This is a genomic window from Arthrobacter sp. ok362, from assembly GCF_900102785.1.
Lineage (GTDB): Bacteria > Actinomycetota > Actinomycetes > Actinomycetales > Micrococcaceae > Arthrobacter.
In genome coordinates this window covers 169,645-194,067 of record NZ_FNGC01000011.1, presented here as the reverse complement: position 1 = coordinate 194,067, position 24,423 = coordinate 169,645, and the positions used below count along the sequence as shown (strand labels likewise).

Genomic DNA, 24,423 nt, shown 5'->3' with positions numbered 1-24,423 from the left:
GATGCCGGCGATGTTCGCCAGCGCGTCGACCCGTCCGTCGGCGGCAGCGACGACGGCTGCCACGGTTTCCTCGGTGGAGATGTCGCCGGCCACGGGGACCAGGTCCAGTCCGGCGTTCTCGGCCACCAGGTCGTCCAGTCGTTCCTTGCTGATGTCGGCAGCGATGACGCGGCCGCCCTCCTTGGCGATGCGCAGGGCGGTGGCCTGTCCGATGCCCGAGGCCGCGCCGGTGACGATGACGGTCTTGCTGGCGAACCGGCCGGTGGTGGCGGTTTCCTGCCATGTAGCTTCGTTGCCCATGATGTCCTTCCAGACGTTGCTGACGGTGACGCGGTCCACTTTATGACACGCTGTGTCATTATGTAAGGGTGAATACTGGCGGGATGCCTTCGGATGCTTTGACGACCGCCGTCCCGCGCGTCACCGGGCGCCCGGTGACGATTGATCCCGACGCCGTGGCCGCCATCGCGCTGCGCCTGTTCGCCGAGCGCGGCTACGAGCAGACGTCCATGGAGGACATCGCGCGTGAGGCCGGGATCGGGCGCAAGAGTCTGTACCGGTACTTCGCCGGCAAGGCCGAGCTCGTCTGGGGCGGCATGGAACCGGTGATCGAAGTCTCCGGCCGGGTTCTGGATTCCGCCCGCGCTGCTGGCGGGGCCGACGGCGGCGTCCTGGCGGGGCTGCGCGCGGCGGCTGTCGCCGGGGTTGCTGTTCTGCCGGACCTCGCGGTCACCCGCGGCCGGCTGCGGCTGATCGCCGAACACCCGGAACTGGCCAGCCGGAGCTACGAGTCCCTGGCGCCGCAGCGGGAACGGACTCGGGCATGCCTGGTTTCGGCCGGCGTCCGTGAGGACGTGGCGGGGTATCTGTGCGCCGCGCTGATCGGGGCGACGTTCGAGGCCTGGATGCAGTGGGCCGCCGGGACGGATCCGGATCCGGCGCCATATTTGGTGGCGGCCGTTGGGGTGCTGCGGGTGCCGGCGGCTTAGATGCTGCGAATCGGGGGCAACCGCTTCTCGGCAAGCATCCAAAAGACTCAGCGGCCGATATCGGATATTATGACAAGCTGCATCCGGCGAACCGTATGCGATGCGAAAAAATACCCTTCCCGATCGACGGTGCACGTAACAGCGGAGCTGACTCACTGGGACCAGTTCACCACTCGTGCTGTTCCCGGGTCAGCCCGAAGGCTACGGCATCGCTGAGTGCGACAGTGAACGAATCGTAACCGTGTCGGGTGACGATAATTCCCCGACGTCGTTCGCACATTGCTGTGGCCATGACCGCGGCCACGGCTTCGTCGAGTTGGAGATCCATGCTGCCCCGGTCGGTCGCGGTGACCGTGATTGCGAGACCATTGGAGTCTTTCGTCGGTCCGGCCATCTCGTGATTCTTTTGTGTTGCAGGTGCTCTTTGGGAACCGCCGTCGGTTTTCTCGCTCCTATGTGCCCGATCCTGCCGAATATTCTTGACCGATTGGGTTTCCGATCCAGGACCAGCGGTCACAGACAGGCGTCCGATATTAGGGCTGGCTGAGGTGATGAAACTGTCGTGGTTATTCACCGGAGTGTTCCGTCCACGGCGTACGGCTCGATGGCGTCGAGTTCATCGGTCGTCAAGTCGGCGGCTCCGACCGCGGCGACGTTTTCCTCCAGCTGCGCTACGGAGCTGGAGCCGATGAGGGCAGAGGTCGTCTGAGGGTGCCGCAGGACCCAGGTCAGGGCAAGTTGGGCCAGCGTCTGGCCGCGTCCCAGGGCGATGTCCTGCAGCCCCCGGGCACGGGCGAGGTAGGTTTCGCTGACCTGTCTGTCCGGGAAGACGCTGCTGTTGGCGGCCCGTGATCCCTGCGGGATCCTGCCTTCTAGATAGCGGTCGGTCAGCAGGCCTTGGGCCAGCGGGGAGAACACGATGCTGCCCGCCCCTATGTTGTCGAGTAGCGGCAAAAGCCCGGTCTCGATGTGCCGGTTGAACATGGAGTAGCTGGGCTGATGGATCACGAGCGGCACCTTATGCTCGGCGAGGGCCGCGGCCGCGGCCCTCGTCTGCTCCGGAGTGTAATTGGAGACCCCGACGTAAAGAGCCTTGCCCTGGTGAACCGCTGTTGCGAGTGCGCCCATGGATTCTTCGATGGGGGTATCCGCATCGGGGCGGTGATGATAGAAGATGTCTACGTAGTCCAGGCCCATCCTTCCCAGGCTGGCATTCAGTGAGGAGAGAAGGTACTTCCTGGATCCCCCGTCCCCATAGGGTCCGTGGTGCATGCCGTTTCCGGCCTTGGTCGAGACGATAATTTCGTCCCGGTACGGTTTCAGGTCCTGGGCATAGATTCGCCCGAAATTCTCCTCTGCCGACCCTGGTGGCGGCCCGTAATTGTTGGCCAGGTCAAAGTGGGTGATTCCCAGGTCGAAGGCACGGCGCACGATTTCGTGCTGTGTCGCGAGAGCACGTGCGGTTCCGAAGTTTTGCCAGAGACCTAAAGACAATGCAGGAAGTTTCAAGCCACTGCGGCCGGCGGGGCAGTACGTCATAGTGTCGAAGCGGCCAGTCGATGCGGTGTATTCAGAAGATGTCATGTTGGCTTTCCACTCAATAAGTTCATGGCTGATCCCGCCCGGCCCCCGGGTTGGATGAACCAATAGTCATAAGCTGTGCCGTGGCGGCGATTCAAAGCGAAGAACTACTCTTCCTGGACAAGCGGGCTGTACTGGTCTCTGAGACGACTTTCAAGTCCCGCGTTCTCCGGCCCGTCCGGCACTGAGCCCGAATGCTGTGGATCGGGGTGGTCGCGCAAGCGCTCCTGATTGAAGACCGTCAAATGCAGCTGCATGTTCTGATGATCCATCGGTAAGTAGGGCACGGTAGCGGGGTGAGAGAGAATAGAAACGGTGGCGGCCCGATGAGACGGAGCAGACGGCACCAAATCCATGCAGTCCGGCCAAGTGGTTGGAAACTGTCGATGGCGCCAGCTGCAGATCCGCGGAAAGGGTGCACGGCGTCCGGGGCCCGTCGATCAGGAGCTGCAGGATTCTCACCTTTACGGTGCTGGAGAAGACCCGTCTTAGCGCGAGGCCGTGCTCCAGATCTCTGTTCAACCGTGGCCACCTGAGGGTTTGATTAGCCTCAGCCCCTGCCTTGACCGAATGCCGGATACTCCTGCCCGGGCCATGGCTTTCAGCGCTCCGAAAGTTGCTCTCGACTGGACGTCTTTCAAGGCCGCGCTCTCGCTGTAATGACGTCGAGAACCGCGTTGGCGAGGTATTCATGGCCAAGGTGATTAGGGTGGACGGTATCGCCGTCCAGCATCGTGTGGGGATCCCAGCCGGCGACATCGGCAACATCGACACCGACCCACTTGCCGGCAGTCTCGACGAGGACTGAGTTGTAGGCATCCACTATGGCGTCGGATCCCTTATTGGCCGGTTCAAACCGTGAGTAGTCAAGTAAATGGGGCTGTTGGACGACGACGACTCTTCCGGCCGAATTTGCCTGGTGAAAGGCCCTAAAGATCGTGTCCAGCGCTTGCGCGTAGTCCCTCAGGGGCTCTTGGCAGGGGCCGAACATCCGTGCGTCGTTAAGACCAGTCATCAGCAGAAAGACGGTCGACGATTCCACCGGTCCCTGTGTCACCAAAACAGCCGTTTCGGTACTCAGGCTTCCGCCAACGCCGCAGTTTTTCACCGTCACCCCGAGTTTGCGAGCGACGCGTTCGGCCACGAATTTTTGCGGTTCCGCCGCCCCGGTGCTGTCTACCCACGAATGACCGTAAGCGCTGAGTAGTTGCATGGAATTCATATCTCGCTTCCAGTCGTGATGCCTTGCCTGCTCCCGTTGATAACGTTACCATCAGACAGTACTGTTGATAACGTTACCACCGCGGTACGCCCCACCTTTGGAAGGAACGATCGGCCATCCGGACACATAGCCACGGCAACTACGACAAGCAGCCCACAATTCACGTCCCGGGCGAGCACCGGGTTTGGAGAGGTGTCGAAGCCTGGACGGAAGCGGCCAGGCACGCCTTCGCCGCGGGGCATGGCATCCCCGTCATTGTCGTTGACGCCTACCCGGGCGTCGACCTCGGGGAGCTGGAAGCATCGATCCGCGCGGCGCTTCCTCACTTCGCCGTTATTGACGTCGAGGAAGCGGCCGCGCGCCCGGTCGAGGAGATTGAGCAGCTCATCGCAGCAAATCTGACGGAGGACCGCGTCTTCGGGGTGATGAGCCACCACACTATCGACGAGCTCTATGACAACGGCCGTCTGACGGACGTTGCCGACCGGGTCAAAGCCTCCGGGCAACCTACTGTTCTTATCGGTTGGGGGGCGGCACTCGTTCCGATTCAGCACTCGACATTGGTGCTCGCAGACATGGCCCGCTGGGAGATCCAGCTGCGCCAGCGACGCGGAGCTACTAACTGGCGGGCCAACAACCCCAACGAAGACAGCCTCCGCAAGGTCAAGCGGGGCTACTTCGTGGAATGGCGCATTGCGGACCGGCACAAAAGGACCCTTTTCCCAACCATGGACTACATCTTGGACACCAACCATTCGACGGCGGAGGGGAAACTTATCGCTGCTGAGGCGTTCCACACCGGGATGAACGCGGCAGCGACCGCGCCGTTCCGTGTGGTGCCTTTCTTCGACCCGGGAGTATGGGGTGGCCAGTGGATGAAGGAAGTCTGCGATCTGGACAGAAACTCCGACAACTTTGCCTGGTGCTTCGACTGCGTTCCCGAAGAGAACAGCATCCTGCTGGGAGTCGGGAGTGAAATTATCGAACTGCCGGCCATTGACGTCGTGTTCACGCACCCAGGAGAGCTATTGGGCGAGAAGACATTTGCCCGCTTCGGCGCCGAGTTTCCCATCAGATTTGACTTCCTCGACACTGTGGGAGGCGGTAATCTCTCGCTGCAGGTCCACCCCCTGACGGACTACATCCAAAACTCCTTCGGCATGCACTACACCCAGGACGAAAGCTACTATCTGCTGGATGCCGACGAGGACGCAGTCGTGTATCTGGGATTGAAGTCAGGGATCGATCCGGCTGAAATGCTCGATACCCTGGAGTCCGCCTCCCGTGGGGAAATCAGTTTCCCAACGGAGAAGTTCATCAATATTTTCCCGGCCAAGAAGCACGACCACTTCTCCATCCCCGCGGGAACGGTTCACTGCTCCGGCGCAGACTCCATGGTCCTCGAAATTTCGGCTACGCCCTATATCTTCACGTTCAAGATGTGGGACTGGGACCGCGTCGGTCTGGACGGGGTGCCGCGCCCGATTCACCTCGAGCACGCGAAAAACAATATCCAGTGGGATCGGGACACCGCCTGGACCCGCGACAACCTGCTGGACCAGGTAGAAATTGTCGCCTCAGGACCAGGATGGGTCGAAGAGAGGACAGGCTTACACTCCCTCGAATTTATCGAAGTTCGCCGCCACTGGTTCACGGGCTCGGTCGAGCACCACACCCGCGGCACTGTTAACGTGCTCAACCTGGTTGAGGGATCATCGGCCGTGGTGGAAAGTCCCACCGGCAGTTTCGCGCCGTTCACGGTTCATTATGCCGAGACATTCATTGTCCCCGCGTCTGTGGGTCGCTATCGGATCCGTCCGCTGGGAGAAGGGAGCGGCCAACGATTCGGAACCGTGAAGGCCTTCGTCCGGGGTACGGAGATCTGAGAGGGTCGTCACGGTTTCGGGGGCGAAGGCAGCCGGACCTTCGCCGGATATGGCCCGGAGAATGGTCTGCTCGCTCTCAGTCCGCCGGCCCAGGGTTCGGCAGCGAGGTGTGCGCCCAGGCAAATGTTTGTCCGGCCGGAATGGTCGTGGCACATCGAGCAAATTAGGCGCCTCGGACTTGTTCACCTGTACAAGCACAGCCAGTACGAAGGGCCGGACCAGACGCCGATGCAGCTATGGCTGACGCTTCCCCGCGTCACGCCGTGCCTAGCATGGCGCCCGGCCCTTCGCTCGGCTGCTGCCCGAACGACGCCAGATAACCCGGCAACGGGCCGGGGTCGGATATGTCAGCGCGGGCGCTTCCGGAACCTAGCCGCTCCATCCACCAAACCGCCAGCCACAACACACCGTCAGAACGCCCGCCGGCACGTGGCGCCCACCGCCATGCCTGACATGCACTTGACAGGACCTATAGCCAACTCGGCGATTTTCGGACAAGCGGTGCGCGATCTCGCCGGGGTGTCTCCTGTTTGGTCCTTGCCGATGCTGGTTCTCCGGGTATGAGGATTGGAACAGTTAAACGTGTCCGATTGAGAACGCCGACCCGGCCGGAGAGCGGCCATGTGCGAAGGCTCTCGCCTCCGCACATGGCCGCTGGTCGCAAGGGTGCGGTCCCTTCCCCCGGACGGGGAGCAAAGTCGCCCCCTCTTGCAACCGGAACCATCACCTACCGCCGTGCGTGGTGGGCTGCCCAGTAGGCTGCTCCCAGCAGTGCCGCGTCCGCTGGTCTGCCTGCAGGGCGGACATCCAGTTCCGCAAGAGCCGGCACCGCCTGCATTAACCCTTGGCGCACGGCCGGTTCTACAATGTCCCAGGAACGGGCGATGGAACCGCCGACCACTAAGACGCTTGCGTCAAAACCGCTGACCGCGGTGCTGAGCGCCACGCCGAGGCATTCGAAGGCGTTCCGCAATACGAGTTTGGCGTTCTCATCGCCGGCTCGGCTCCGTTCGGCGATTTCGCGCACGTCAGGTACCGGATCGGGGATCATCCCGGTCGACCTCGCATAGGCCTGCCTGATCGCCCGGCGGGAGATCGTGTCCTCGAGCGGCCTGCCCCGGAAATTCAGGCGGTACGCCTCACCGTTCGGGGGAAGTCCGGGTCCGGTCTTCCGTGGCTCACCCGAGTCCAGGAAAACGGACCCGACGCCCGTGCCGAGCGTGATGCAGACGGCGCGCTCATGCCCCTTGGCCGCACCCGCAGCGTACTCTCCGATTCCGAAAGCATCGGCGTCGTTCAAGAAGTGTATGAATGCAGGAACAGGCAAAATCTGAGTCATCAGCTCCTGCCGGACATCCACCCCGTAGAGGCTGTCGAATTTACCCACGTGCTCAAAAAGGCCGATGCCCAGCCCGTAGTCGAACGGCCCGGGGATCGCCACCGCCCATTCCGTCCCGGGCCGGCTGCCGAGTCTGCGGGCGGCCTCGGTGAAACAGCTAACCAGCTCCTGCCTCGATCCATGGGCGGGAAGGGGCAGATGCGTCATCGAATCTGTAACGGCCTGCCACGTGTCTTGTTCGACCCAGGCCGCCGTAACGTGGGTTCCTCCGATTTCAAGGACCGGGATGAAGCCCAGCGTCATCTGCCGCTCCCCTCGGGCTCTGACAGGAGATCGCGCGAGAGACGCATCCCGGGCCCTTTGGCAATTGCCACTTTCGCTCTCCTTTTTCATTGTGCGGGGCATCGAACCACGCATCCCCGGCGTCGCCGGTGTTTAGTTACGGACACGTCCGTCAGTGCCGATAGGGCGTCTTTGATCGCACATCGGACGTAAGCGTGCCTGGCCTCAATTCGATGTTGCTGTCCCCTTTATTTCACCGAGCCCGCCGTCACACCCTCGGTGATGTAACGCTGCAGGAAGATGTACAGAATGAATACAGGCAGAGCAACCATTGAGGTGTAGGCGAGCGTGGCAGGCCAGTCGGTCGTGTAGGCGACTTTGAACGAGGCCAGTCCGACGGGGAGGGTCTGGATTGAGGGATCGGTACTGAAAAGCAGCGACACGAAATAGTCATTCCAGACCGTGACTGTCCCGAGAATGATGTTGGTGGCTACTGCCGGCCGTGCCAGGGGCATGACGATCGCGAACAATGTGCGGAGCCTGCCGGCTCCATCGATGGAGGCCGATTCTTCGACCTCGATCGGGAGGGCGCCAAAGAACGCTGCAAAGATAACCACCGACAGTGGAAGCTGCAGCGCAGCGTTGACGATGATCATGGGCACCAGGGTGCCAAGCAGCCCGAGAGCTTGCATCTCAACGAACAGCGGCACCAGGCCGCTCTGCACCGGGATGAAGAGCCCGAATGCGAATAGACCGGTCAGCATGATGCCGAGGCGCCGTGGCTTGATACGCGCACACACGTAACCGGCTCCGGCGCCGATGATGGAGCTGAGCACGACGCTGGTGATCGTCACAATAATGCTGTTACGGGCCCGCAGGGGCACGTCGCCGACCGTCCACGCCCGTGTGAAGTTCCCCCATTGCAGCTCCCCCGGTAACGCGATGGGGTTCGCGTAGACCTCGGCCTGGGATTTCAGGGACGTTAGGAACATCAAAGCGGTTGGAAATATGACGGCGCCGAGCGCTACCGCCAGGACCACGAAAATCAGGACAGAGCGGAGCGGCCGCCGGGTCCGGGCTTGTTCTGCTGCTACGGCCGTCATTCCTGGGTTCTCCTCGATGTTAGCCAGCGCCGGGACAGTACGACCAGGACGATGAGTACGGTAAGGACCACCGACTGGGCCACGGAATAGCCGTAGTTGGAATTCAGGAAGGCGGTTTGGTAGATCAACGTACCTACCGTTTCGGTGGCTCCGGCGGGGCCGCCGCCCGTCATCAGATACACCTGATCGAAGAGCTTCAGGTTTCCCGCCAGCGAGATCAGGACCGCGATCGAGACAGAGGGGGCAAGCAGGGGCCAGGTGATGGACCTGAACTGGCGTGCACCGTGGGCCCCGTCGATGGCGGCCGCTTCATAGACTTCCTGAGGGATGTTCTTGAGCCCGGCGAGGAAGATGATCATCATGTACCCGGCAAACTGCCAGATGACCACGACGCTAACGCCCAGGAGCGCGCTTTGTTGGTTGCCCAGCACGTCCCTGAGAAAGGTACCGCCGAGTCCGGTCGCTTCGGCGAACTTTCCCAGAAGCCCTACGGCTGGGCTGTACATGAACCCCCAGATCAGTGCGATGACGGCTGTGCTCATCAGGGCCGGCGCGAAGAAGACTCCGCGCATGAAGGCGACGCCGCGTCTGGCACGGTTGAGCAGCAGGGCCAACCCGAGGCCCACCCCGACCTGGCCAGCGACGATGACAGCGGTGAAGATCAGGGTGTGCGCGAGCGCGGCAGCATACTTCCGGTCGCCGGCCATTTTCACGAAGTTGTCGATTCCGATCCACTTCGGCGGATTAATGCCGTCCCAGCGGGTGAAGGAGAAATAGAATCCGGCGATTACCGGCCCGATGAGAAAGCCGAGGTAGACCAGGAGCGCGGGTAGCGCCAGGAGCACGAAGGACCATTCGAACCTGATCCGCCGCCGGGGCCGCAAGGGCGCACTGCCCTTGCGGCTCACGGCTGGACGGGCGTCCACTGTTAACCGTGTCATTAGGGGGTGTTGTAGTCGGTCTGGTTGTCGTCGTCCTGGAGCGACTGGAACTTCTTGACCGCGTCGTCCGCGCTGGCGGTGCCGGCGATGATGTCACCGAGGATGCCCGGTCCGGTGCCGTTCACGGACGGACCCATGTTCGTCGGGTACGGCGCCGCGGTCTTGGTGAGCGCATCGCTGTCCGCCTGGTACGGGGAGAAGTTCCCGGTGGCGCCCTTGATGGTGCTTGCGTTCTTGTTCGCCTCGGAGTACTTGGTCGCGGATTCCTTCTGGGTCATGAAGTCAAGGAACTTCAGGGCCGCGTCCTTCTTCTTGGACCATGAGGTGACGGTGTACATGTTGTCGGCGAGTGACGATGCGGGGGCAGGCGGTTGTCCGGCGTCATTGATGGGCAGCGGGAACATGCCCATTTCGAATCCGGCGGGTGTCAGGCTGGACAGAGTCCAGGTTCCCATCAGATACATGGCCGCCTTGCCGGAGGCGAACATGTTCTGTCCTTCCTGGCCAGGCAGGCTGTTGGCGCCGGGGACGAAGTAGTCTTTTTTGACGAGGTCCTGGAACCGCTGAACCTGCTTTGTAAAGAGGGTGTTGTCCTGCCACTTTGCTTTTCCGGTTGCCAGGTCCTCCATGAAGGTGGGGTGTTCCTTGGCGTAGACGGCAATTGCGTTGTGGTAGAAGTACTGGTTGGTCCAGGCGTCCGCTGCGGTGAAGACGAACGGAGCGGTTCCTGCCGCTTTGATCTTGGCGGCTGCGGCCGTGAGTTCGTCCCAGCTCGTCGGTACCTGGATCCCGAGCTTATTGAAGATGTTCTTGTTGTAGAAGACGCCGGTGACGTAGGAACTCTGCGAGTAGCCGTAAGTCTTGCCGTCGACCTTGCCGGGCTCAAGGCCGATTTCATCAACATTGTTCAGTAAGCCCTGGCCGGAAAGGTCTTCGAAGCTGTTGGCCTTGGCGTATTTGTTGAATTCCGCTCCGGCCCGAACGTTCAGGACATCGATATCGGCCTTCGCCGAGACCCGGGACTGGAGGATCTGGGCAAAGTCCCCGCCTCCCTGGCGATCGAGCTTGACGGTGATTCCGGTCTTGGTCTTGAAATCGTCCAGGATTTCCTGCGGAATCGGCTGGTACCCCAGGACGTTAATCGTCTGCCCTTCGGAGGATGCCGAGGAGGGCGACCCCCCTGTTGAGCAGGCGGTGAGCCCTGCGGTTGCCATCAGCAGCGTCGCTGCTGCCGCTGCAAGCGTGCGTGAGTGTTTCATGGTTTCTTCCTTTTCGCGTGGGGTGCAGGCATATGTTCTGCGGTGCCAGGTGGACGTACCGGGTCTGGCCCGTCCGCTTTACTTCAGAGGAGTTCGGTGATGAGGGCAATGCCGTCGGGGGCAGAGAGCTTTAGCATGCCGTCCGGTCCTACCCGGTGTTCGGCTTCCGTCCAGATATCCAGATACGTTCCGGGACGCAGCTGGAGTTGGATCTGCCGACCTCCGCGGTCGCTTATCGCCGGAGCGAAGATTCCCCAAACCGGGCCGCGCTCTCCGTTGACCGTCAACAGGACCGTGTGCGCACTGAGGGGCCGGCATGGGCGGGGCACACCAGTGGTCGCGTGTCGGAGGATCGCGTTGACCGCAGCCGTCCCGGCGTCGGGGTCGAGGATCGTATTAGCCAGCGACGCTGCCACGAACAGCAACTTGCCGGCGCCCCAGCTACGTTCCCACGCAACAGGCGTTCCGTCTTCGGCGAAGACCGGATCTGTCAAAGGTGTCCAGGTTTCATCGGTGAATTCCAGCTCGTCGCGCACACCTGCGAAATATCCGACGGTCTGCCCGAACAGTTGAGCGGGATATTTGGTGGTTCCGTCGTGGGCGGTTTCCAGGCCGCGGCTTCTGGCCCCTACGGTGCCGGCCATGCCTCCGGGCCAGGGTCGGTGCAGCTTTGCGTCAAGGTCAAACTCACCACTGAGTCCGTCAACTACGACCGTGGCGCCGTTGTGGGCCAGGGACAGCAATTGCCTGCCGAAGTCTTCACTCCAGGCGGCAATGTGGGAAGCGATAATGACATCCGCCCTGGTGTCATCATTCACGCCTGAGACCGGCATCATTCCGGCTTGCACGCCGGATCGAAGCAGCTCCGCGGTGAGGAGCCCCGCTGCCTGTGGGGCGGCGTCGGCACCGCGGTTGAACGAGCTGTCGCCGACCTGGGAGAACGCGAACTCTACCGCTTGGGACTGCTCGGACGTCAGCACAAGTGCCGCTGGTGGCGCCGCTGTCCAGTCCCCCGCGGTATTTTCCAACCGGTCAAGACATTTTGCCACCCGGGTGACGGCGCGTGCCCGGTCTCCGATCTGATCGTCATCGTCCAGCAGGCCCCATTCCCCGGCCTCAAAGTCCTGCGCCCTGGTGTTGAAGCACCAGCCGGTGACCGATTGCGCGCCGACGAGAAGCGGGGCGAGATACGTTGCTGCAATCTGGGAGTGCGATACACCGAGCGGGGTATGACCGGCGTAGTGCGTATTTCCGGTCTGCGCTTCGGTGACCTCGACGCCGTGCTTTCCCGGTACGTTCTGCAGAAGGGTCGTACCGGCAATGACCAGAGGCGTGTGTGTGTCGCGCTGGGCGAATCCGAAGCTCCACGGGGCGTGGAATGTGGCGCCGAGAACATCGACAGTCTTGGCGATGTTCTGCAGGTTGTATCCGGCCTCTGCGTGGTTGTACAACGACTGGCAGGGGTTGGCGCAGAGCGGGGTCCGGGAGTCGTGCACCCGGACCTGGCCGGCGACCCAGGCCAGTTCCTTCTCGATGATTCTGGAGCGGAGGACGTAATCGCTCAGAATCGGTCCGAAGGAACGCCAGGTGTTGTTCCTGTGGGCTGGATGCATGACGTCTTTTGGCAGCGGCACCTCATCGAATGCGGTGTAACCGCTGCGCCACCTCTTGTTCAGCACCGCAATGTCGTTCTCGTACTGTTCGCGGAGAACCTCCGGCCACAGTGCACGCGCTTCGTCGGTGACGAACGTGTCGCCCCACGGATTGTCAGGTGGGTTCATGGGTTCGTTCCACAAAATCCACTGACCGAGCGCCGGATGGGCGGAGTAACGCTTCACGCATGCTGCGATGTACGCCTCCATGTGCCCTCGCGAGGCAGAATCCAGTGTCATTGTCTGGGAGTGCAGCACCGACCCCGTGCCAAGCCACCAGGGCCCGGAGTTCGCTGTGAGGGTGGCCTTGATCTTTATTCCGTGCTCGGCGGCGGCGTCAAAGACATCGTCGAACAGATCAAAGTCCCAGCGATCGGGGGACTCGGCCTGGATCCAAGGCCAGATGAGGAAGACCCTCAGCTGCCCGAACCCGACCTCAGCGGCGCGGGCCACCAGAGCGCGCGTTTCGTCCTTCGACAAATCACGTTCCAGCCATATCTGCGTTCCCAACCGCTCATTCACAGGACACTCAACTCCGGGCTGAGTGAGCTTGATGCGGACGCCGCTACGCAGGTGCTCCGGCGGGCTGTTCGAGACTTCATTGGCTGCTTCCTCTCGGGGGCTGCGGTCGGCGTTGACAAGGCCGACCGCAGGGACACTCCACTCTGACACATTTTTGGTAGCGTTACCAGAGTCCGGTAATTGTTTTTTCTGTGCGATGGTGTCGTTACCACTGCCGGTAACTTCGACTGACGCCGGCCCCGTCCGGAGAGGGATGGACCCGCCTGCTCCGCCAGGATCACTGCTCCAGAGAAACGGTCTACATCCGGCGCCCGTGGACCCCTCTTCAACCGATCACGTCCCTGCAGACGTCGGCTGCAGGAGAGCCGGCACGCACCTCCACCGAAGTCGTCCGAAAAATATTCACAGAATAACGCCCAGGACCAGACTACCGGGGATGCACGGCGAACCCAGGGCGATGAGCGGGACATCGCGGACTTCGGTCCGCTTTGGCATCGGTGTGAACGAGCCAGTCGCGCCTACTTCCGGAGAGATCGCATCATGAGTCTGCGAGTATCTCGATCTGCATCAAGTCGAGGGCGGCTGTGGCGACAAGCCGCACGCGCCGGATACCGCCCGGCAGCACGTCCGGCTTGGCGATGAATGGGCGGGTTTGGCCTGCCCAGGTGAATGTTGCATTTGTCTGTTCATCGAGCGGGTGCCAGCCGTCCCCGGAGAGGGCCTCAGAACCTTCCACGCGCCATGATGCTTTGGCCGCCATCGCGGACGTCACGGTGTAAAGCCCGACCGGGGTGACTTTCTCGAATGTATAGCAAACGGAACCGCCCGGCTCGAGTACGAGAATGTGCTCACCGATATCGTCGAACATATCTGCTGCATCGCCCGAGACCGCCGTCGCTGTTGCGGCTCCCTTAGCTGCCATGGCTGGCGAGGTCTTGTCGAGCCTCGTGCGGGGACGCTGCCCTTCCGGAGTATGCGAAGTCGGCACGGTGCCGGATGCCCACCGGGTGGGCTCAGACGACGTAGTGACCACGATCGTGGGACCTTTCAGGAGCCGCTCGCGCGCTATCTCAATCTCGTGCCAAGGTTCTCCGTCTACAGTCACGCCTGCTACGTAGTAGTCGTCAGGATTTCCTTTGCGCCGTACGGTGAGGACGCGTCCGAGAGGCAGCCGCACGCGGGCTTCTTCGAACAGCGGTGTGGTGAGAACAAATCGGCCTGAGACTGGAACCAGCGGATAAAAACCGAGCGCGGCGAAGAGATACCAGGCGCTCATTTCGCCGTTGTCTTCGTCGCCAGGATATCCCTGGCCGATTTCGGATCCGAGGAAGAGGCGGCGCAGCGCCTCGCTGACTATTGCCTGGGTCTTGTGGTGGGCGCCAGTGAACGCGTACATGAAGGGGATGTGGTGCGCGGGCTGGTTCGACAGTCCGAGCATGCCCATGCGGACATCCCGTGCCTCGGCCATCTCGTGGATCGTGATGTCGTAGCTGCCTTTGACGTTGTTGCGGCCGGTCTCTGGAGTGGCGAAGAAAAGGTCGAGCTTTTCTTCAAGAGCGGCGGGTCCGCCGTGCAGCGTTGCCAAGCCGGTGCCGTCATGGGGAGCGGTGAATGCGGTTCCCCATCCGTTTGTCTCCGTGTAGTCATAACCCCACTGGGCGGGGTCGTAGTCGCTGGTGTCCGGGACCCGCCAGGTACCATCGTCGTTCCGGCCTTGAAAGAAGCCGATTCGTTCATCGAAAACTGTTATGTATCGGGCGGCGCGGGCAGAGTAATATTGCGCGTCAGCTGCCAGGCTTTCGAGTCGTGGATGATCGGGGGGAAGCGTGTTCTGTAGGTGAAGCGCGAGATGCCCGATTCCGTAATCATTGATCGCGGAGTCGATCGTCCACGACATTCCTTCTGACACACGGGTGTCGGTGAAGCCGCGGAAGGTCTGAGAGCGCACTCCTTTTCGTCCCACCCGGGGATCGCTGGATACGACGGTTGCGTTGTGAAGGGCCGAGTCGTAGGCGTCCAGTGCGTTCAGTCCTGTGAGGCCGGATTTGATCGCGTCGGCGAAGATGACATCACTGGTAGTTCCGGTCATGTTGTCGACCGGTCCAGGTGCCGTCCACCGGCTTGTCCAGCCACCGTCCCTATAGTGCTGCACGAACCCGTCGAGCAGTTTTCCCGCTTCGTCGGGGCGGAGGAGGCCCAGTGCTGGCCAGACCGTTCTATATGTGTCCCAGAATCCGTTGTTGACGCTGAGGGTGCCGTCGACGAGACGGAGGCCCGTCTCGGTCGGGGTGTGGGGGCTTTCGAGGCCATGGAAAGGACTTGCATACCGGTAACGCGGCTGGGCCTGGGTTCCGACATTCTCTGAGGCGGTGTTCGGGTAGAGGAACAGCCGATAGAGCGACGATGCAACGGTCGTGCGCTGGTCTGTGGTCGCGCCGTCCACCTCGACGATCGCAAGTCGTTCGCTCCACTGGCCTTCCGCAGATGCTGCGATGGCATCAAATGCCCCATGACGCTTCGAGACACTCGCCTCCGCGCCCTCGAGGTCGAAGGCCAGGTTGCGGGCAGCTTGCCCAGTACTCAGAAAAGAAGTGCTGATGGCGATGGTCACACTCTGAGTTTCGTCGAGCGCCACGCAAACCGCTCCCCGGACCTTGGAGTCACCATCCCGACGGACATCCAGCACCGGCCTGTCGATCGTCGCGAAGACGAACATCCGCGGGCTCTCGTCGGATCCGTCCACAAAGCCGGTCATGGTGGGGGTGCCGGTGGGAGTGGGCAGCTCCAGACCACCGTTCTCATCGACCTGGTCGACAACGAACCATCCTGTGCTGCCGGGGAAGGTCAGTCTCACGAAGACAGACCACATGCCGGCAGTGACTTCCGCCCGGATGCCCCCGTCCAGTGCCACGGAATAGCGGTGGGGGCGATCGGTCTCCGAGTGGTGGTCGAACCCGAGCGCCCTTAGGCGTGCATCGAAGATGGGTTCCGCGCCACCGGATGGCATGATCTGGAACACTCCGCGATCCTGGATCCAAGGGCTGGGGACGTGAGATGTGGCCAGGGCCTGGATGGCAGGGCGCCCGTCTTCCCGGTTGTGTGCGGCGTAGGTATAGGTCCAGTCAGTTGTGCGCGCGTCTGTCATCGGAGCCCCGAACACGCCGCCGTGCGGCACGGCGACCAGAGGCACCGTGTTGCCGCGCGAATAGGTAAATGAGGAATGGGATCCGCGGGTTGTTCGAACCCAGTCGATGGGAGCCACCGGTTCGGGCGGTGTCGGCTCGATCGTCGCTGTGCCGATGAAGCCTTCGAAATCGAAGCTGCCGTCTGATGACGATCGAGTTGCGACTACGAGCTCGGCACGCTCCAGCTGCTTGCCCACCGCCGCGTCGAGGGCAACGCGTTTTCGGTTCCACTGTGAAGCCTGAATTGTTTTCGAATCGTATTGTGCAATCGGATCGACGGCGACAGAGTGCTGGTCCACCGCGTCCAGGCCAGAGAGAGTCGTGCCGTCACGGAAGACGAGATCGATCGCGACTGCTGTGGCCGCATAAGCATCACGGATGTTGGTGCGCTCGGAATCAAGCAGGGGAAACACATCGTACCGCAGCTCGCTGGAAGGCAGGATCGCCGCACTTTCGTCGAACAGGATCGTGATCGGTGCACGCAGCACCGTCAGTTTGGTCTCACCCTCCACCCGGTACTTCAGCACGGGGCCCGGTTCCAAGCCATGAAGCGGCTGCGAGGCAGGCGGGTCAGTAGGACCCTGGGCGGTGTGAAGGGTCAGAGGCACGTCTGTTCCTGTTCGATCGGGAGGACGCGCAAGGCTGCAACGTTCTTTGCCCCGCCTGACGGCTGACGATCCATTGCGCAGGAGGGCGAGCAGACTGGTGAGTTTGAGTAGGTCTCGAGCAGCACACCGTTTCGCACGGCGCCGTCAAGGGCCGGCGTATCCAGGATGGCGGCTCCGAAGCGTCCGACGTTCGGGCTAGTGCCGTCTGATCTTGCATGTGGATCGAGCATCAATGTCATTCCTTCCCACTCCCCCGCAGCCACGCAGGCAACGAGACGATTCTGGCTAGCAGCGAACAGGACAATGGTGAGTAGTGCTCCAAGGGAAGCGTTCCCTGGCTGGTAACGATACCATCGACGCCTGTCGACTGATAACGTTACCAGTGGGGGCCATTTGAGGAATACATCTATCTGGAGACGCCACCGTGCCCGGACCCTTCAGCCCAGCGCGACGAGTTTCCCGCTGATGTCAAACTGGAAGGTAGCCAAGGCCCAGCCCGGGACATGGCGCGACGCGGAACGAGACTATTCTCGGGCAGCGTGCACGCGGGTGGGCATCTCTACCTCCCTGGACGCCATCGCACCGTCAGTCAGTCTTGTGAAAAGCAGCCGGGCCGCTTCGCGCCCTAGTTCGCGTGGATCGTGATCGACGATTGTCACCGGAACGGGCATTAGCTCTGCGAGCTCAAAGTCGTCGAAGCTCGCAATCGCAGGGAACCCGGCGGCGTCCGCCCCGAGCCGGAGCCGCGCGCCGATCTCCATCAGCGCGCCAATGGCGTTCCGGTTATTAGAGGCAAAAACAGCCGTCGGCGGCTCAGACAAATCCAGAAGCGCTTTCATAGCGGTGCGTGCCGACGCAATATCCTGCTGGTCACGTTTGACCAGAACCGGGTCCGGGACAAGGCCGAACTCGTCTAACGCCTGTGTAAATCCGGTATAGCGACGCTGCCCGGTGAACACCGATTCGGCATTACCCAGGAAGGCGATCCGTCTGTGCCCGGCCTCAAGAAGGTCCTTTGTTCCCAAATAGGCCCCACCGATATCGTCGAGAAGTACGACATCGGTGTCGATTCCTGGAACGATCCTGGAAGCGAGCACGAGAGGTATACCGTGCAAAATCTCAGGCTGCAGATGGTCCGTATTTCCGCCGGAAGGAACGAGGATAAGCCCCTCCACCTGTCTCCCCACAAAGTCCGAAACGAGCTGCCGTTCGCGCGCGGCGTCTTCACCTGTGTTGCCGAGAAGTATGCGACGGCCATATTGCCGGGCGATTTCCTCAACTCCCAGGGCGAAGCTTCCATAGTAGGGGTTTGCAAGGTTCGTGATGGCGACCCCAATCAGCCCGCTGGCCTGTCCAGGCCGAAGAGCCCGCGCGGTTTCATTGCGGTAGTAACCGAGCTCACGCACAGCATCAAGCACACGTTTCTGCATCTGAGGGCGAACATTGTTTCCGCCAGCAAGAGTACGGGAGACCGTCATAGGGCTCACCCCGGCCAACGTAGCTACTTCCTTTACTGTCGGCATATGATCCGAAACTCTCTCAGGACCATTCATCCCGGCCGCTCCTCATAGCTGCTCACGTTTCGCCCATAAACCCTGATATCAAATAAGCAAATGCTCACAAGGAAACACAGTCCCCGCGAATGGGAGGCTTGTGCGCTTCCTTTGCGACACCCCCGAAGTCTTTCAAGCACCCCGAGAGAAGATAAATCTAAGGCGGATCCCGTGATCCTGTTTTCCCAGCAAGTCCTACCAGCGTCCGGCGGAGGCATAACCACGGGACCTTCACCGAGACAGTGTGAGATTATCTAGTCTACGCAATAAGGAAGCCCCACCGAGTAGGTGCCCTCCCCGTGTCAGGGGTGATGCGAACCCCTAAGTCGACGGACAGCGTCTTGCCCCAATTGGTCCATTGGCTCGCGGCTCCGTGAATCGGCGCGGGCCGGCCGGGGTCCGCGCAGTCCCTGCGCAGCCCACCCCACAACACCGGCCGCCAGAAGGCCAGCCACCTGCCAGTTATTGGCCAGCGCTATTGTCGATACGCAGTATCCGGTCAGCCTCGGCACCGGCGACTCTAGTTTGTCTTACAGCCCTCTTGAGGAACAAGGCTGTAAGGCGCTCGGGGCCTGCAACACGGCTTCCCATTACCTCTCATGAGGCGCTCTCACAACCCTCGGGTTGCAAGACAGGTCCCCTACGTTGGGAACACGACAGGACGTCCACTGTCGGAGGCGCGCCTCAGGCCTCCCCGGGGACGGCGTCGGCATCGGCGTCGGGTTCGGCGTCGGGTTCGGCGTCGGGTTCGGCCCATTCCAACGCTGCGACGATGTGTCCTTCGTTGGGAAGTGCCTGTTGTTCGGCCGGGGGAAGCTTGTCGTAGGTGTAGGCGGCGACGGCCATGGGCGAGGTGGATCGTCCCAGGCTGTACCGGACGCTGCGGTCGTTCTTGGTGCCGCAGATGAGGATTCCAATGGTTTCGTTATGGTGCTGGCGCCGGAGCACGTCGTCCACGAGGGCGACATAGAAGTTGAGCTTGCCGGCGTATTCGGGTTGGAACTTGCCCGTCTTGAGTTCGATGACGACGTAGCCCGTTGACCGCACTAACGACGCACTCCACGGTTGATATTCTGTCCCCTCCCCCGTCAGGAACGGGCATATAGTGCAGACAATGTCCGCACTATTGTTCTACTCACCTGTTCTCCGGGCCTGACAAAGAGGCCTGAGGGCTGCGGTTGATCACGCTGGGAAATCTGTCACTACCGGAGTCTGTAAGTCCGCTCTTGCGGCCGATAGCGGATCTTATGACAAGTGGCGTTCTGGAAGGCAGCGCGAACCGTCTTGATTTCGGGCTCGGAACAGGTGAATTCGCCAGTAGTTGAGCACAAGGCGCAAGCCTCCAATATTGTGTCAGCAAGTCCTCGCCTGAGTGAACCTGAATTCCTGCAGGTGCAGAGTAGTGTCCTCCTTAGCGTCAAGCACTGAGAGCAGAATGCATGCACAAAGCCCAACCTGTGGGGACAACGGTTTTGCTAGGAACAGGTGCATCGGTCGATGCGGGAATCCCTGTTTCCGCGACCCCTCCCGGGCAGGGACCGCCCAACCGGCAAAGTACAATAGTCGAAAATAGGTCTGGTGAACGGGAGCACTGTTGGGCAACGCTGGCATCGACCTGACTGTCACGGTTGCCTCGATCCTAGGACTTCTGGGATTCGTCCTTTCCATTGTGAATTGGGTTCGGCTCCGACCGGTAGTCTTTATCACGGGACCACACGAAGCGTTGATTGTTCGACCTGACCATCTCGAGCCCGCAGATTTCAGGTTTGAACTCCACAACGCCGGTGCCAGCGGCGTGACGCTCAGTGCGGTCCAAATGGTGCGCCCCGGCGCGAAAGCGATCCGTCATCAGATGATTGGGTATACGACTAATTGGATAAAGAATTTGTCCGACGAGACCCTTGTAGTCCCACTCCGGTTGGAGCCATATGACACCAAGGTCGTGGTTTTGGACGTTCCTCTATTCCTAAAGACATGGGGTACTGGCGGCCACCGCTGGGAACTGCAAGTGGAATGGTACGGTCGCCCATCTTGGGCCCGCCTTTTCCGCATCCGGAGTGAAGGCGGAATCATCCGCCTCGACCGCCGTTCCGAAAGCGAAAGGCGTCTCCGTAGTGTCTCTGCCCAGGTGGATGTTGGACCTAGATCCGTCAACCAGGGACGAAGCAACGACATGCCGCCAACTGCACAGGATGCTTGACATGCTGGTCAGCACTTGGCGTCGGCTAGTTTCTGCACTTGGATCCAGACAGGTGCCTCGACAGATTAGCCGGCAGGCCCCATATACGTCCGGGATCTATGAGGGGGAAAATCGCATGTGAACGGGATGAGTATCCTTGCATGGTTCGCCCCCAGGCGGTGACGGTTGGCTATGTCCAGCCAGCGCCGGCGCTGCTGAGTTCGCCGATGATGTAAGTAACAGCCTGCGCTCGGGACTATTTGAGCCACGTGCCGACGTCGGTGACCGAGGGGCGACCGCACCACAGGCGGCCTGGAACAGCACTCCCCACCGGTTAATACTGCTGATGGCCGAGGATATGTAGTCATCTAGCCGACAATTGCGTGGCTGTCCCGTCGTTCCATGAGTTATTCAGTAGGCTGAGACGAACGATATTCCCTGGGGGGCAAGAATGCATCACTTTTTATCCGCAGAAACCGTCGATGATTTAATGCACGAGGCTTATGGACATGTCTTAGATAAAGGGGTGAGCATTACGCCCACCAATGGTGGCGCTAAAGAGCTATTCGGCGTTTTGGTAGAACTCAGGCAACCCCGAGCCCGTGTAAGCCGCAGCCAAAACCGCGAACGTGTCTTTAGTGCGCTCGGCGAGCTCCTCTGGTACCTGTCTGGATCCGATGACGCGGAGCAGATTGGCTACTATGTGTCCTACTACAAGGATCCCGCGGTTTCAGTAGACGGGCACGTAATTGGTGCTTACGGTCCTCGCCTTATGCAGTACGACGATGTCAACCAAGTTGAAGCCGTCATCCAGATGCTGCGAAAGAATCCTGACTCGCGCAACGCCGTTATACAACTTTTCGATCACCAGGACTCGAACAACGCGCCCTGTACCCTAGCCCTCCAGTTTGTAGTTAGAGAACGTAAGCTGATCATGATGACCAGTATGCGGTCTAACGATCTCTTCTGGGGCTTCCCCCATGATCTATTTGCTTTCACAATGATTCAAGAAATCATTGCTAGGTCCGTCGGAGTCGATATTGGGAACTACTACCATTCTGTCGGTAGTCTCCACCTGTACATGAAGGACGTAGAAGCAGCAGATAGGTACCTCGGTGAGGGCTGGCATGATGCTGTAACTATGCCCGCGATGCCTGACGGAGATCCCTGGGAGCAGATTCACAACCTCCTAGCCCTCGAGAAATTCATTCGCCTCAGTTCAAGCTTAGGAATACAGGACTTACAGCTGCCCAACCACGCGTACTGGCGTGATCTCGCCCTACTGCTCTTTGGATACAAGCTCATCCGCGAGGGACGCAAGGACGACTTGGCCGAGACGGCACTGAGGATCGAAAGTAGTTACTTCCGATCTATTGTTCAAGACCGTGTCGACAGGCATGGCTCAAGAAAGGCAACTAGTGACAGTCAAAGGTGAAGCCCACCGGCCGAGCTATCAGCACCGCTTTGATGAGCTCACTCGCAAGATCGGGCAATTTGAGTTAAATGTAGCGCCGCTGCCCGGTATCGTCGGCGATGAGGAACGCTCGGTGCTGGTAAATCAGCTAATCGACAGCGAAAGAAGAAACGCGCATTTCGAACGAATGCTGAACCGAGATGTCCCGGCAGAGATGGTCGATCCTCACAACTCTCAATTCGACCCCTTGAAGGCCGCAATCCATCATTGGAGGTCCGGAGCAGAAGACGAAGCCTACTGGCTCGTCTTTCAGTTCGTTCACTTCGGAAAGCATCCCATAGCCGGCTGGCGATACGTTCGTGAGGTCTACGGACGCTTGAACAGCGACCCAATATGGTCTTGGGACGAAATTTCTAGCAATACCCCAGAGTTCAGGCTATGGCTAGGAGAAAATCAGTCGGAGTTACTCCGAAAGGACCAACGGCGAGGATTCGGTAATCATCGGAAATACTCAAGTCTCAGCCATGAAAGCGAACGTGGTACGGCTGCGGTCTTCGAGAGCTATGTGGAGTGGGTAATGAAGTATGGCAGTCATGCTTCTCTTTTTGCCGCCTACTCGCACCTGGTCTCGCCGAGCGAAAAGTTTGAGGCACTCTACAACGCTCTAGACGTAGTTGTGGACTTCGGGCGCATCGCTAAATTCGATTACCTCATGACTATCTCGCGTCTTAAGTTCCTGGAGATAGAACCAGGCCATACCTATCTTCAGAAAGCTACCGGCCCACTGCGAGGGGCTAGGCTGCTACTTGACGGGTCAGGGTCAACGGCCCGCGCACAGGATCTGCGACCAGATCTAGAAAGGTTTTCGACGATTGTTGGCGTGACACCAGACGTTATAGAGGACGCAATCTGCAACTGGCAAAAGAGCCCGGCCCGCTTCCGGCAATTCGTGCTTTGAATCTCTATTTCTTCAGAAGAAGCCTCGACCCAACTCGTTTGTACCTGCGTTTCAGGTTGTTACACTCGGCATGATCTAGGACACCGCTGCTCTGCAATTGACCAGCAATGATTCCAGGACTTGTTCCCGCCCTAGATGCCAGACGGACAATATCTCGTCTCGAAGGTTTTTTAGCAGCTACGGACGACGGCCGATGCTCAAAGGGCCAGAGCACATCTGCGGAGAATGTGTTGGCTTCAGACTCGGCACTGTCGGTTTCAAAGGCAGCAGGATCTCCGTCTACGTGGAGCGCGGCGTCTTTGTGCAGAAGAAGATGAGCCACTTCATGAAAAAACGAGAACCAAAATTGATCGTCGGAGAGATACCGCCCGCTGAGTTGAATGAGTGCAGAGCCATCCGCCAGTACCCTGCTGGCTCCGCTGGCGGCACAACCTTCTGGGGCCGGAACTATCACACATGAAACTCCGCAGCGGGCCGCCAAGGACTGCAATCTCGGGATGAATTCCTCGGGATCTGCAATGCGAGTGAGCTTTCGAAGTTCGGGAAGCGCTGACAATAGAGCGTCTGGGTCAAAGTTGCCACCGGTAAATCCCTGGTGTGCAATTTCTCCAGCTCGAAGCCAACTCGAAACTGAGGATACTTGGTTTGGGTAGGACGGCGAAGTCCGGAAGCGGACAGTCTGAAGTTGGTCAGCGTAGGAATGCTTCCAGCTCTCGAGGCTATCCATGCCAAAGAAGCCTAAACATGCGTCGATACGAGCTCGCCAGTCCCTAGGTACCTCTAACCAGGCGAGCTTTTTCATGGAGCTGAGCGGCAGCGATTGGACCCACTGATCAGCTTCGACTATTGCTTCTGACTCACGAAACCGCTCCTCTCGACGAAGCCAAAAAGATGCGGAACCGCCGAGATTTTGTGCCAACGATACAGCGATTTTGCCCGTAATGGGGACGGATCCCTGAAGCAATCTATTGAACTCATCTCTGCCCAGTCCACAGGCTTCGGCAACTTCGGCTGGGTTCACATTTTTGCTAGTGATCAGATCTTGAATTGTGGCACCGGGGGAGCAAGCCCACCGGGGGATGAATTCTTGAGCGGTAGTCATCTCGGCATCTCCTGGATGTGAGTTAACTTCATTCGACTGACCATATCCCAGGGAGCCTCTGAAGTGTCAGACCCATAGACTTTCACGTGGTCAGCACGTCCGATCAGGTAGTGATTATTGAGGATGTGTATTGGGATGCAGGTTAGGGTTGAACTCGCCAGATCGATCCCTATTGGCACGTCAATCAGGTAGTCAGCCGCGTCAAGGTCAGCCAGGCGGGCCCGAAGCGAGCCTCCCACCTCAGCGCCCAGCTTCCTGACCGCATAGTCCGGATCTGAGCATATCCGCCGCAACTCAAGTGTCATGAAACTGAGTTTCAAACTTTGGCCCTCTGTGATTTTCCATTTTTCCCCACCATGAAGGCCGGTACAGCGGCTTCAGCCTACCGCCGACTCGGTAGTTCACCTATTAGGCCGTCGTCCGTGTCACCCCGACCCCGTCGAGAAGACACCGGATTCCAGGGGTTTGGAGTGCGCGGTCGACGATGCTGGCGGTGTGACATGGACTAACCTTTACGTTTTGAACCAGTGGACCGTGTCCGTGCCCACCTACTCGATGAGCCTGTCCAACTCCTAGAGCTCGAGTCCGCCGCGTTCAAGGGCCTTACCTCCGCCGCTTTGTTTGGCCATCTTTGATGTCTTGGCTAGT

18 protein-coding genes are annotated in these 24,423 nt (G+C 60.2%); 4 read left to right on the top strand and 14 right to left on the bottom strand.

All coding sequences use genetic code 11. From position 1 onward, the window contains the following. A partial coding sequence (locus BLQ10_RS15765; RefSeq protein ID WP_139164259.1) for an SDR family oxidoreductase occupies positions 1 to 300 on the bottom strand: 300 nt, incomplete at its 3' end. Positions 301 to 383: 83 nt separating this feature from the next. Between BLQ10_RS15765 and BLQ10_RS15760 the strand changes: the two genes are divergently transcribed. Further along, positions 384 to 989, top strand: coding sequence for a TetR family transcriptional regulator (locus BLQ10_RS15760; protein WP_091563641.1), 606 nt, complete (start codon positions 384 to 386; stop codon positions 987 to 989). 166 nt (positions 990 to 1,155) lie between these two features. Here the strand turns inward: BLQ10_RS15760 and BLQ10_RS15755 are convergent, their stop codons facing one another. From BLQ10_RS15755 to BLQ10_RS15740, 4 genes are all read right to left on the bottom strand, one after another. Continuing rightward, a complete protein-coding gene (locus tag BLQ10_RS15755; protein ID WP_091563639.1) occupies positions 1,156 to 1,383 on the bottom strand; it encodes a hypothetical protein in 228 nt (75 codons plus the stop codon). A gap of 176 nt (positions 1,384 to 1,559) precedes the next feature. Continuing rightward, on the bottom strand, positions 1,560 to 2,573 hold the full coding sequence (locus BLQ10_RS15750) for an aldo/keto reductase (RefSeq protein ID WP_091563637.1): 1,014 nt from the start codon (positions 2,571 to 2,573) through the stop codon (positions 1,560 to 1,562). Positions 2,574 to 2,723: 150 nt separating this feature from the next. Then, on the bottom strand, positions 2,724 to 3,263 hold the full coding sequence (locus tag BLQ10_RS23120) for an ArsR/SmtB family transcription factor (RefSeq protein WP_368086525.1): 540 nt from the start codon (positions 3,261 to 3,263) through the stop codon (positions 2,724 to 2,726). After that, positions 3,208 to 3,792: an SGNH/GDSL hydrolase family protein gene (locus BLQ10_RS15740; RefSeq protein ID WP_091563633.1), complete on the bottom strand. Its 585-nt coding sequence runs from the start codon at positions 3,790 to 3,792 to the stop codon at positions 3,208 to 3,210. Before BLQ10_RS15740 ends, BLQ10_RS23120 begins: the two co-directional genes overlap by 56 nt. 425 nt (positions 3,793 to 4,217) lie before the next feature. On the opposite strand from BLQ10_RS15740, the gene BLQ10_RS15735 reads away from it, so the two are divergent. Beyond that, positions 4,218 to 5,678 (top strand): class I mannose-6-phosphate isomerase, encoded by a 1,461-nt coding sequence (locus BLQ10_RS15735; RefSeq protein ID WP_217635821.1) that lies wholly within the window; start codon positions 4,218 to 4,220, stop codon positions 5,676 to 5,678. A 727-nt stretch (positions 5,679 to 6,405) separates the two neighbouring features. On the opposite strand, the gene BLQ10_RS15730 is transcribed toward BLQ10_RS15735, so the two are convergent. From BLQ10_RS15730 to BLQ10_RS15695, 8 genes are all read right to left on the bottom strand, one after another. Next, positions 6,406 to 7,320 carry an ROK family protein gene (locus tag BLQ10_RS15730; RefSeq protein ID WP_091563629.1) on the bottom strand — a complete coding sequence of 305 codons (915 nt, stop codon included), beginning with the start codon at positions 7,318 to 7,320 and terminating at the stop codon, positions 6,406 to 6,408. Positions 7,321 to 7,547: 227 nt separating this feature from the next. Continuing rightward, positions 7,548 to 8,402, bottom strand: coding sequence for a carbohydrate ABC transporter permease (locus BLQ10_RS15725; RefSeq protein ID WP_091563627.1), 855 nt, complete (start codon positions 8,400 to 8,402; stop codon positions 7,548 to 7,550). Then, complete coding sequence (locus BLQ10_RS15720) at positions 8,399 to 9,343, bottom strand: carbohydrate ABC transporter permease (protein WP_091563625.1); 945 nt, start codon at positions 9,341 to 9,343, stop codon at positions 8,399 to 8,401. The genes BLQ10_RS15725 and BLQ10_RS15720 overlap by 4 nt, the downstream gene beginning before the upstream one ends. Beyond that, positions 9,343 to 10,602, bottom strand: coding sequence for an ABC transporter substrate-binding protein (locus tag BLQ10_RS15715; protein ID WP_091563623.1), 1,260 nt, complete (start codon positions 10,600 to 10,602; stop codon positions 9,343 to 9,345). The genes BLQ10_RS15720 and BLQ10_RS15715 overlap by 1 nt, the downstream gene beginning before the upstream one ends. An 83-nt stretch (positions 10,603 to 10,685) precedes the next feature. After that, positions 10,686 to 12,764: a beta-galactosidase gene (locus BLQ10_RS15710; RefSeq protein ID WP_139164257.1), complete on the bottom strand. Its 2,079-nt coding sequence runs from the start codon at positions 12,762 to 12,764 to the stop codon at positions 10,686 to 10,688. A 550-nt stretch (positions 12,765 to 13,314) separates the two neighbouring features. After that, on the bottom strand, positions 13,315 to 16,488 hold the full coding sequence (locus BLQ10_RS15705; protein WP_175558649.1) for a GH92 family glycosyl hydrolase: 3,174 nt from the start codon (positions 16,486 to 16,488) through the stop codon (positions 13,315 to 13,317). 605 nt (positions 16,489 to 17,093) lie between these two features. Next, positions 17,094 to 18,092: a LacI family DNA-binding transcriptional regulator gene (locus tag BLQ10_RS15700; RefSeq protein WP_217635824.1), complete on the bottom strand. Its 999-nt coding sequence runs from the start codon at positions 18,090 to 18,092 to the stop codon at positions 17,094 to 17,096. A gap of 714 nt (positions 18,093 to 18,806) precedes the next feature. After that, the gene (locus tag BLQ10_RS15695; RefSeq protein ID WP_217635820.1) at positions 18,807 to 19,169 is read right to left on the bottom strand and encodes a PDDEXK nuclease domain-containing protein; all 363 of its coding nucleotides are present in this window, start codon (positions 19,167 to 19,169) and stop codon (positions 18,807 to 18,809) included. Positions 19,170 to 20,827: 1,658 nt separating this feature from the next. On the opposite strand from BLQ10_RS15695, the gene BLQ10_RS15690 reads away from it, so the two are divergent. Beyond that, positions 20,828 to 21,736 (top strand): thymidylate synthase, encoded by a 909-nt coding sequence (locus BLQ10_RS15690; protein ID WP_175558648.1) that lies wholly within the window; start codon positions 20,828 to 20,830, stop codon positions 21,734 to 21,736. Continuing rightward, positions 21,720 to 22,673 (top strand): alpha-glutamyl/putrescinyl thymine pyrophosphorylase clade 3 protein, encoded by a 954-nt coding sequence (locus BLQ10_RS22105; protein ID WP_139164256.1) that lies wholly within the window; start codon positions 21,720 to 21,722, stop codon positions 22,671 to 22,673. The genes BLQ10_RS15690 and BLQ10_RS22105 overlap by 17 nt, the downstream gene beginning before the upstream one ends. A 4-nt stretch (positions 22,674 to 22,677) precedes the next feature. Here the strand turns inward: BLQ10_RS22105 and BLQ10_RS15680 are convergent, their stop codons facing one another. After that, a complete protein-coding gene (locus BLQ10_RS15680; RefSeq protein ID WP_091563612.1) occupies positions 22,678 to 23,775 on the bottom strand; it encodes an ImmA/IrrE family metallo-endopeptidase in 1,098 nt (365 codons plus the stop codon). Positions 23,776 to 24,423 lie beyond the last annotated feature (648 nt).

Bases quoted from the DNA above. Each gene is read 5' to 3' on its own strand.
- BLQ10_RS15760 (WP_091563641.1), top strand. From the start codon at position 384: ATGCCTTCGGATGCTTTGACGACCGCCGTCCCGCGCGTCACCGGGCGC.
- BLQ10_RS15755 (WP_091563639.1), bottom strand. From the start codon at position 1,383: ATGGCCGGACCGACGAAAGACTCCAATGGTCTCGCAATCACGGTCACC.
- BLQ10_RS15750 (WP_091563637.1), bottom strand. From the start codon at position 2,573: ATGACATCTTCTGAATACACCGCATCGACTGGCCGCTTCGACACTATG.
- BLQ10_RS23120 (WP_368086525.1), bottom strand. From the start codon at position 3,263: ATGAATACCTCGCCAACGCGGTTCTCGACGTCATTACAGCGAGAGCGC.
- BLQ10_RS15740 (WP_091563633.1), bottom strand. From the start codon at position 3,792: ATGAATTCCATGCAACTACTCAGCGCTTACGGTCATTCGTGGGTAGAC.
- BLQ10_RS15735 (WP_217635821.1), top strand. From the start codon at position 4,218: ATGAGCCACCACACTATCGACGAGCTCTATGACAACGGCCGTCTGACG.
- BLQ10_RS15730 (WP_091563629.1), bottom strand. From the start codon at position 7,320: ATGACGCTGGGCTTCATCCCGGTCCTTGAAATCGGAGGAACCCACGTT.
- BLQ10_RS15725 (WP_091563627.1), bottom strand. From the start codon at position 8,402: ATGACGGCCGTAGCAGCAGAACAAGCCCGGACCCGGCGGCCGCTCCGC.
- BLQ10_RS15720 (WP_091563625.1), bottom strand. From the start codon at position 9,343: ATGACACGGTTAACAGTGGACGCCCGTCCAGCCGTGAGCCGCAAGGGC.
- BLQ10_RS15715 (WP_091563623.1), bottom strand. From the start codon at position 10,602: ATGAAACACTCACGCACGCTTGCAGCGGCAGCAGCGACGCTGCTGATG.
- BLQ10_RS15700 (WP_217635824.1), bottom strand. From the start codon at position 18,092: ATGCCGACAGTAAAGGAAGTAGCTACGTTGGCCGGGGTGAGCCCTATG.
- BLQ10_RS15680 (WP_091563612.1), bottom strand. From the start codon at position 23,775: ATGACTACCGCTCAAGAATTCATCCCCCGGTGGGCTTGCTCCCCCGGT.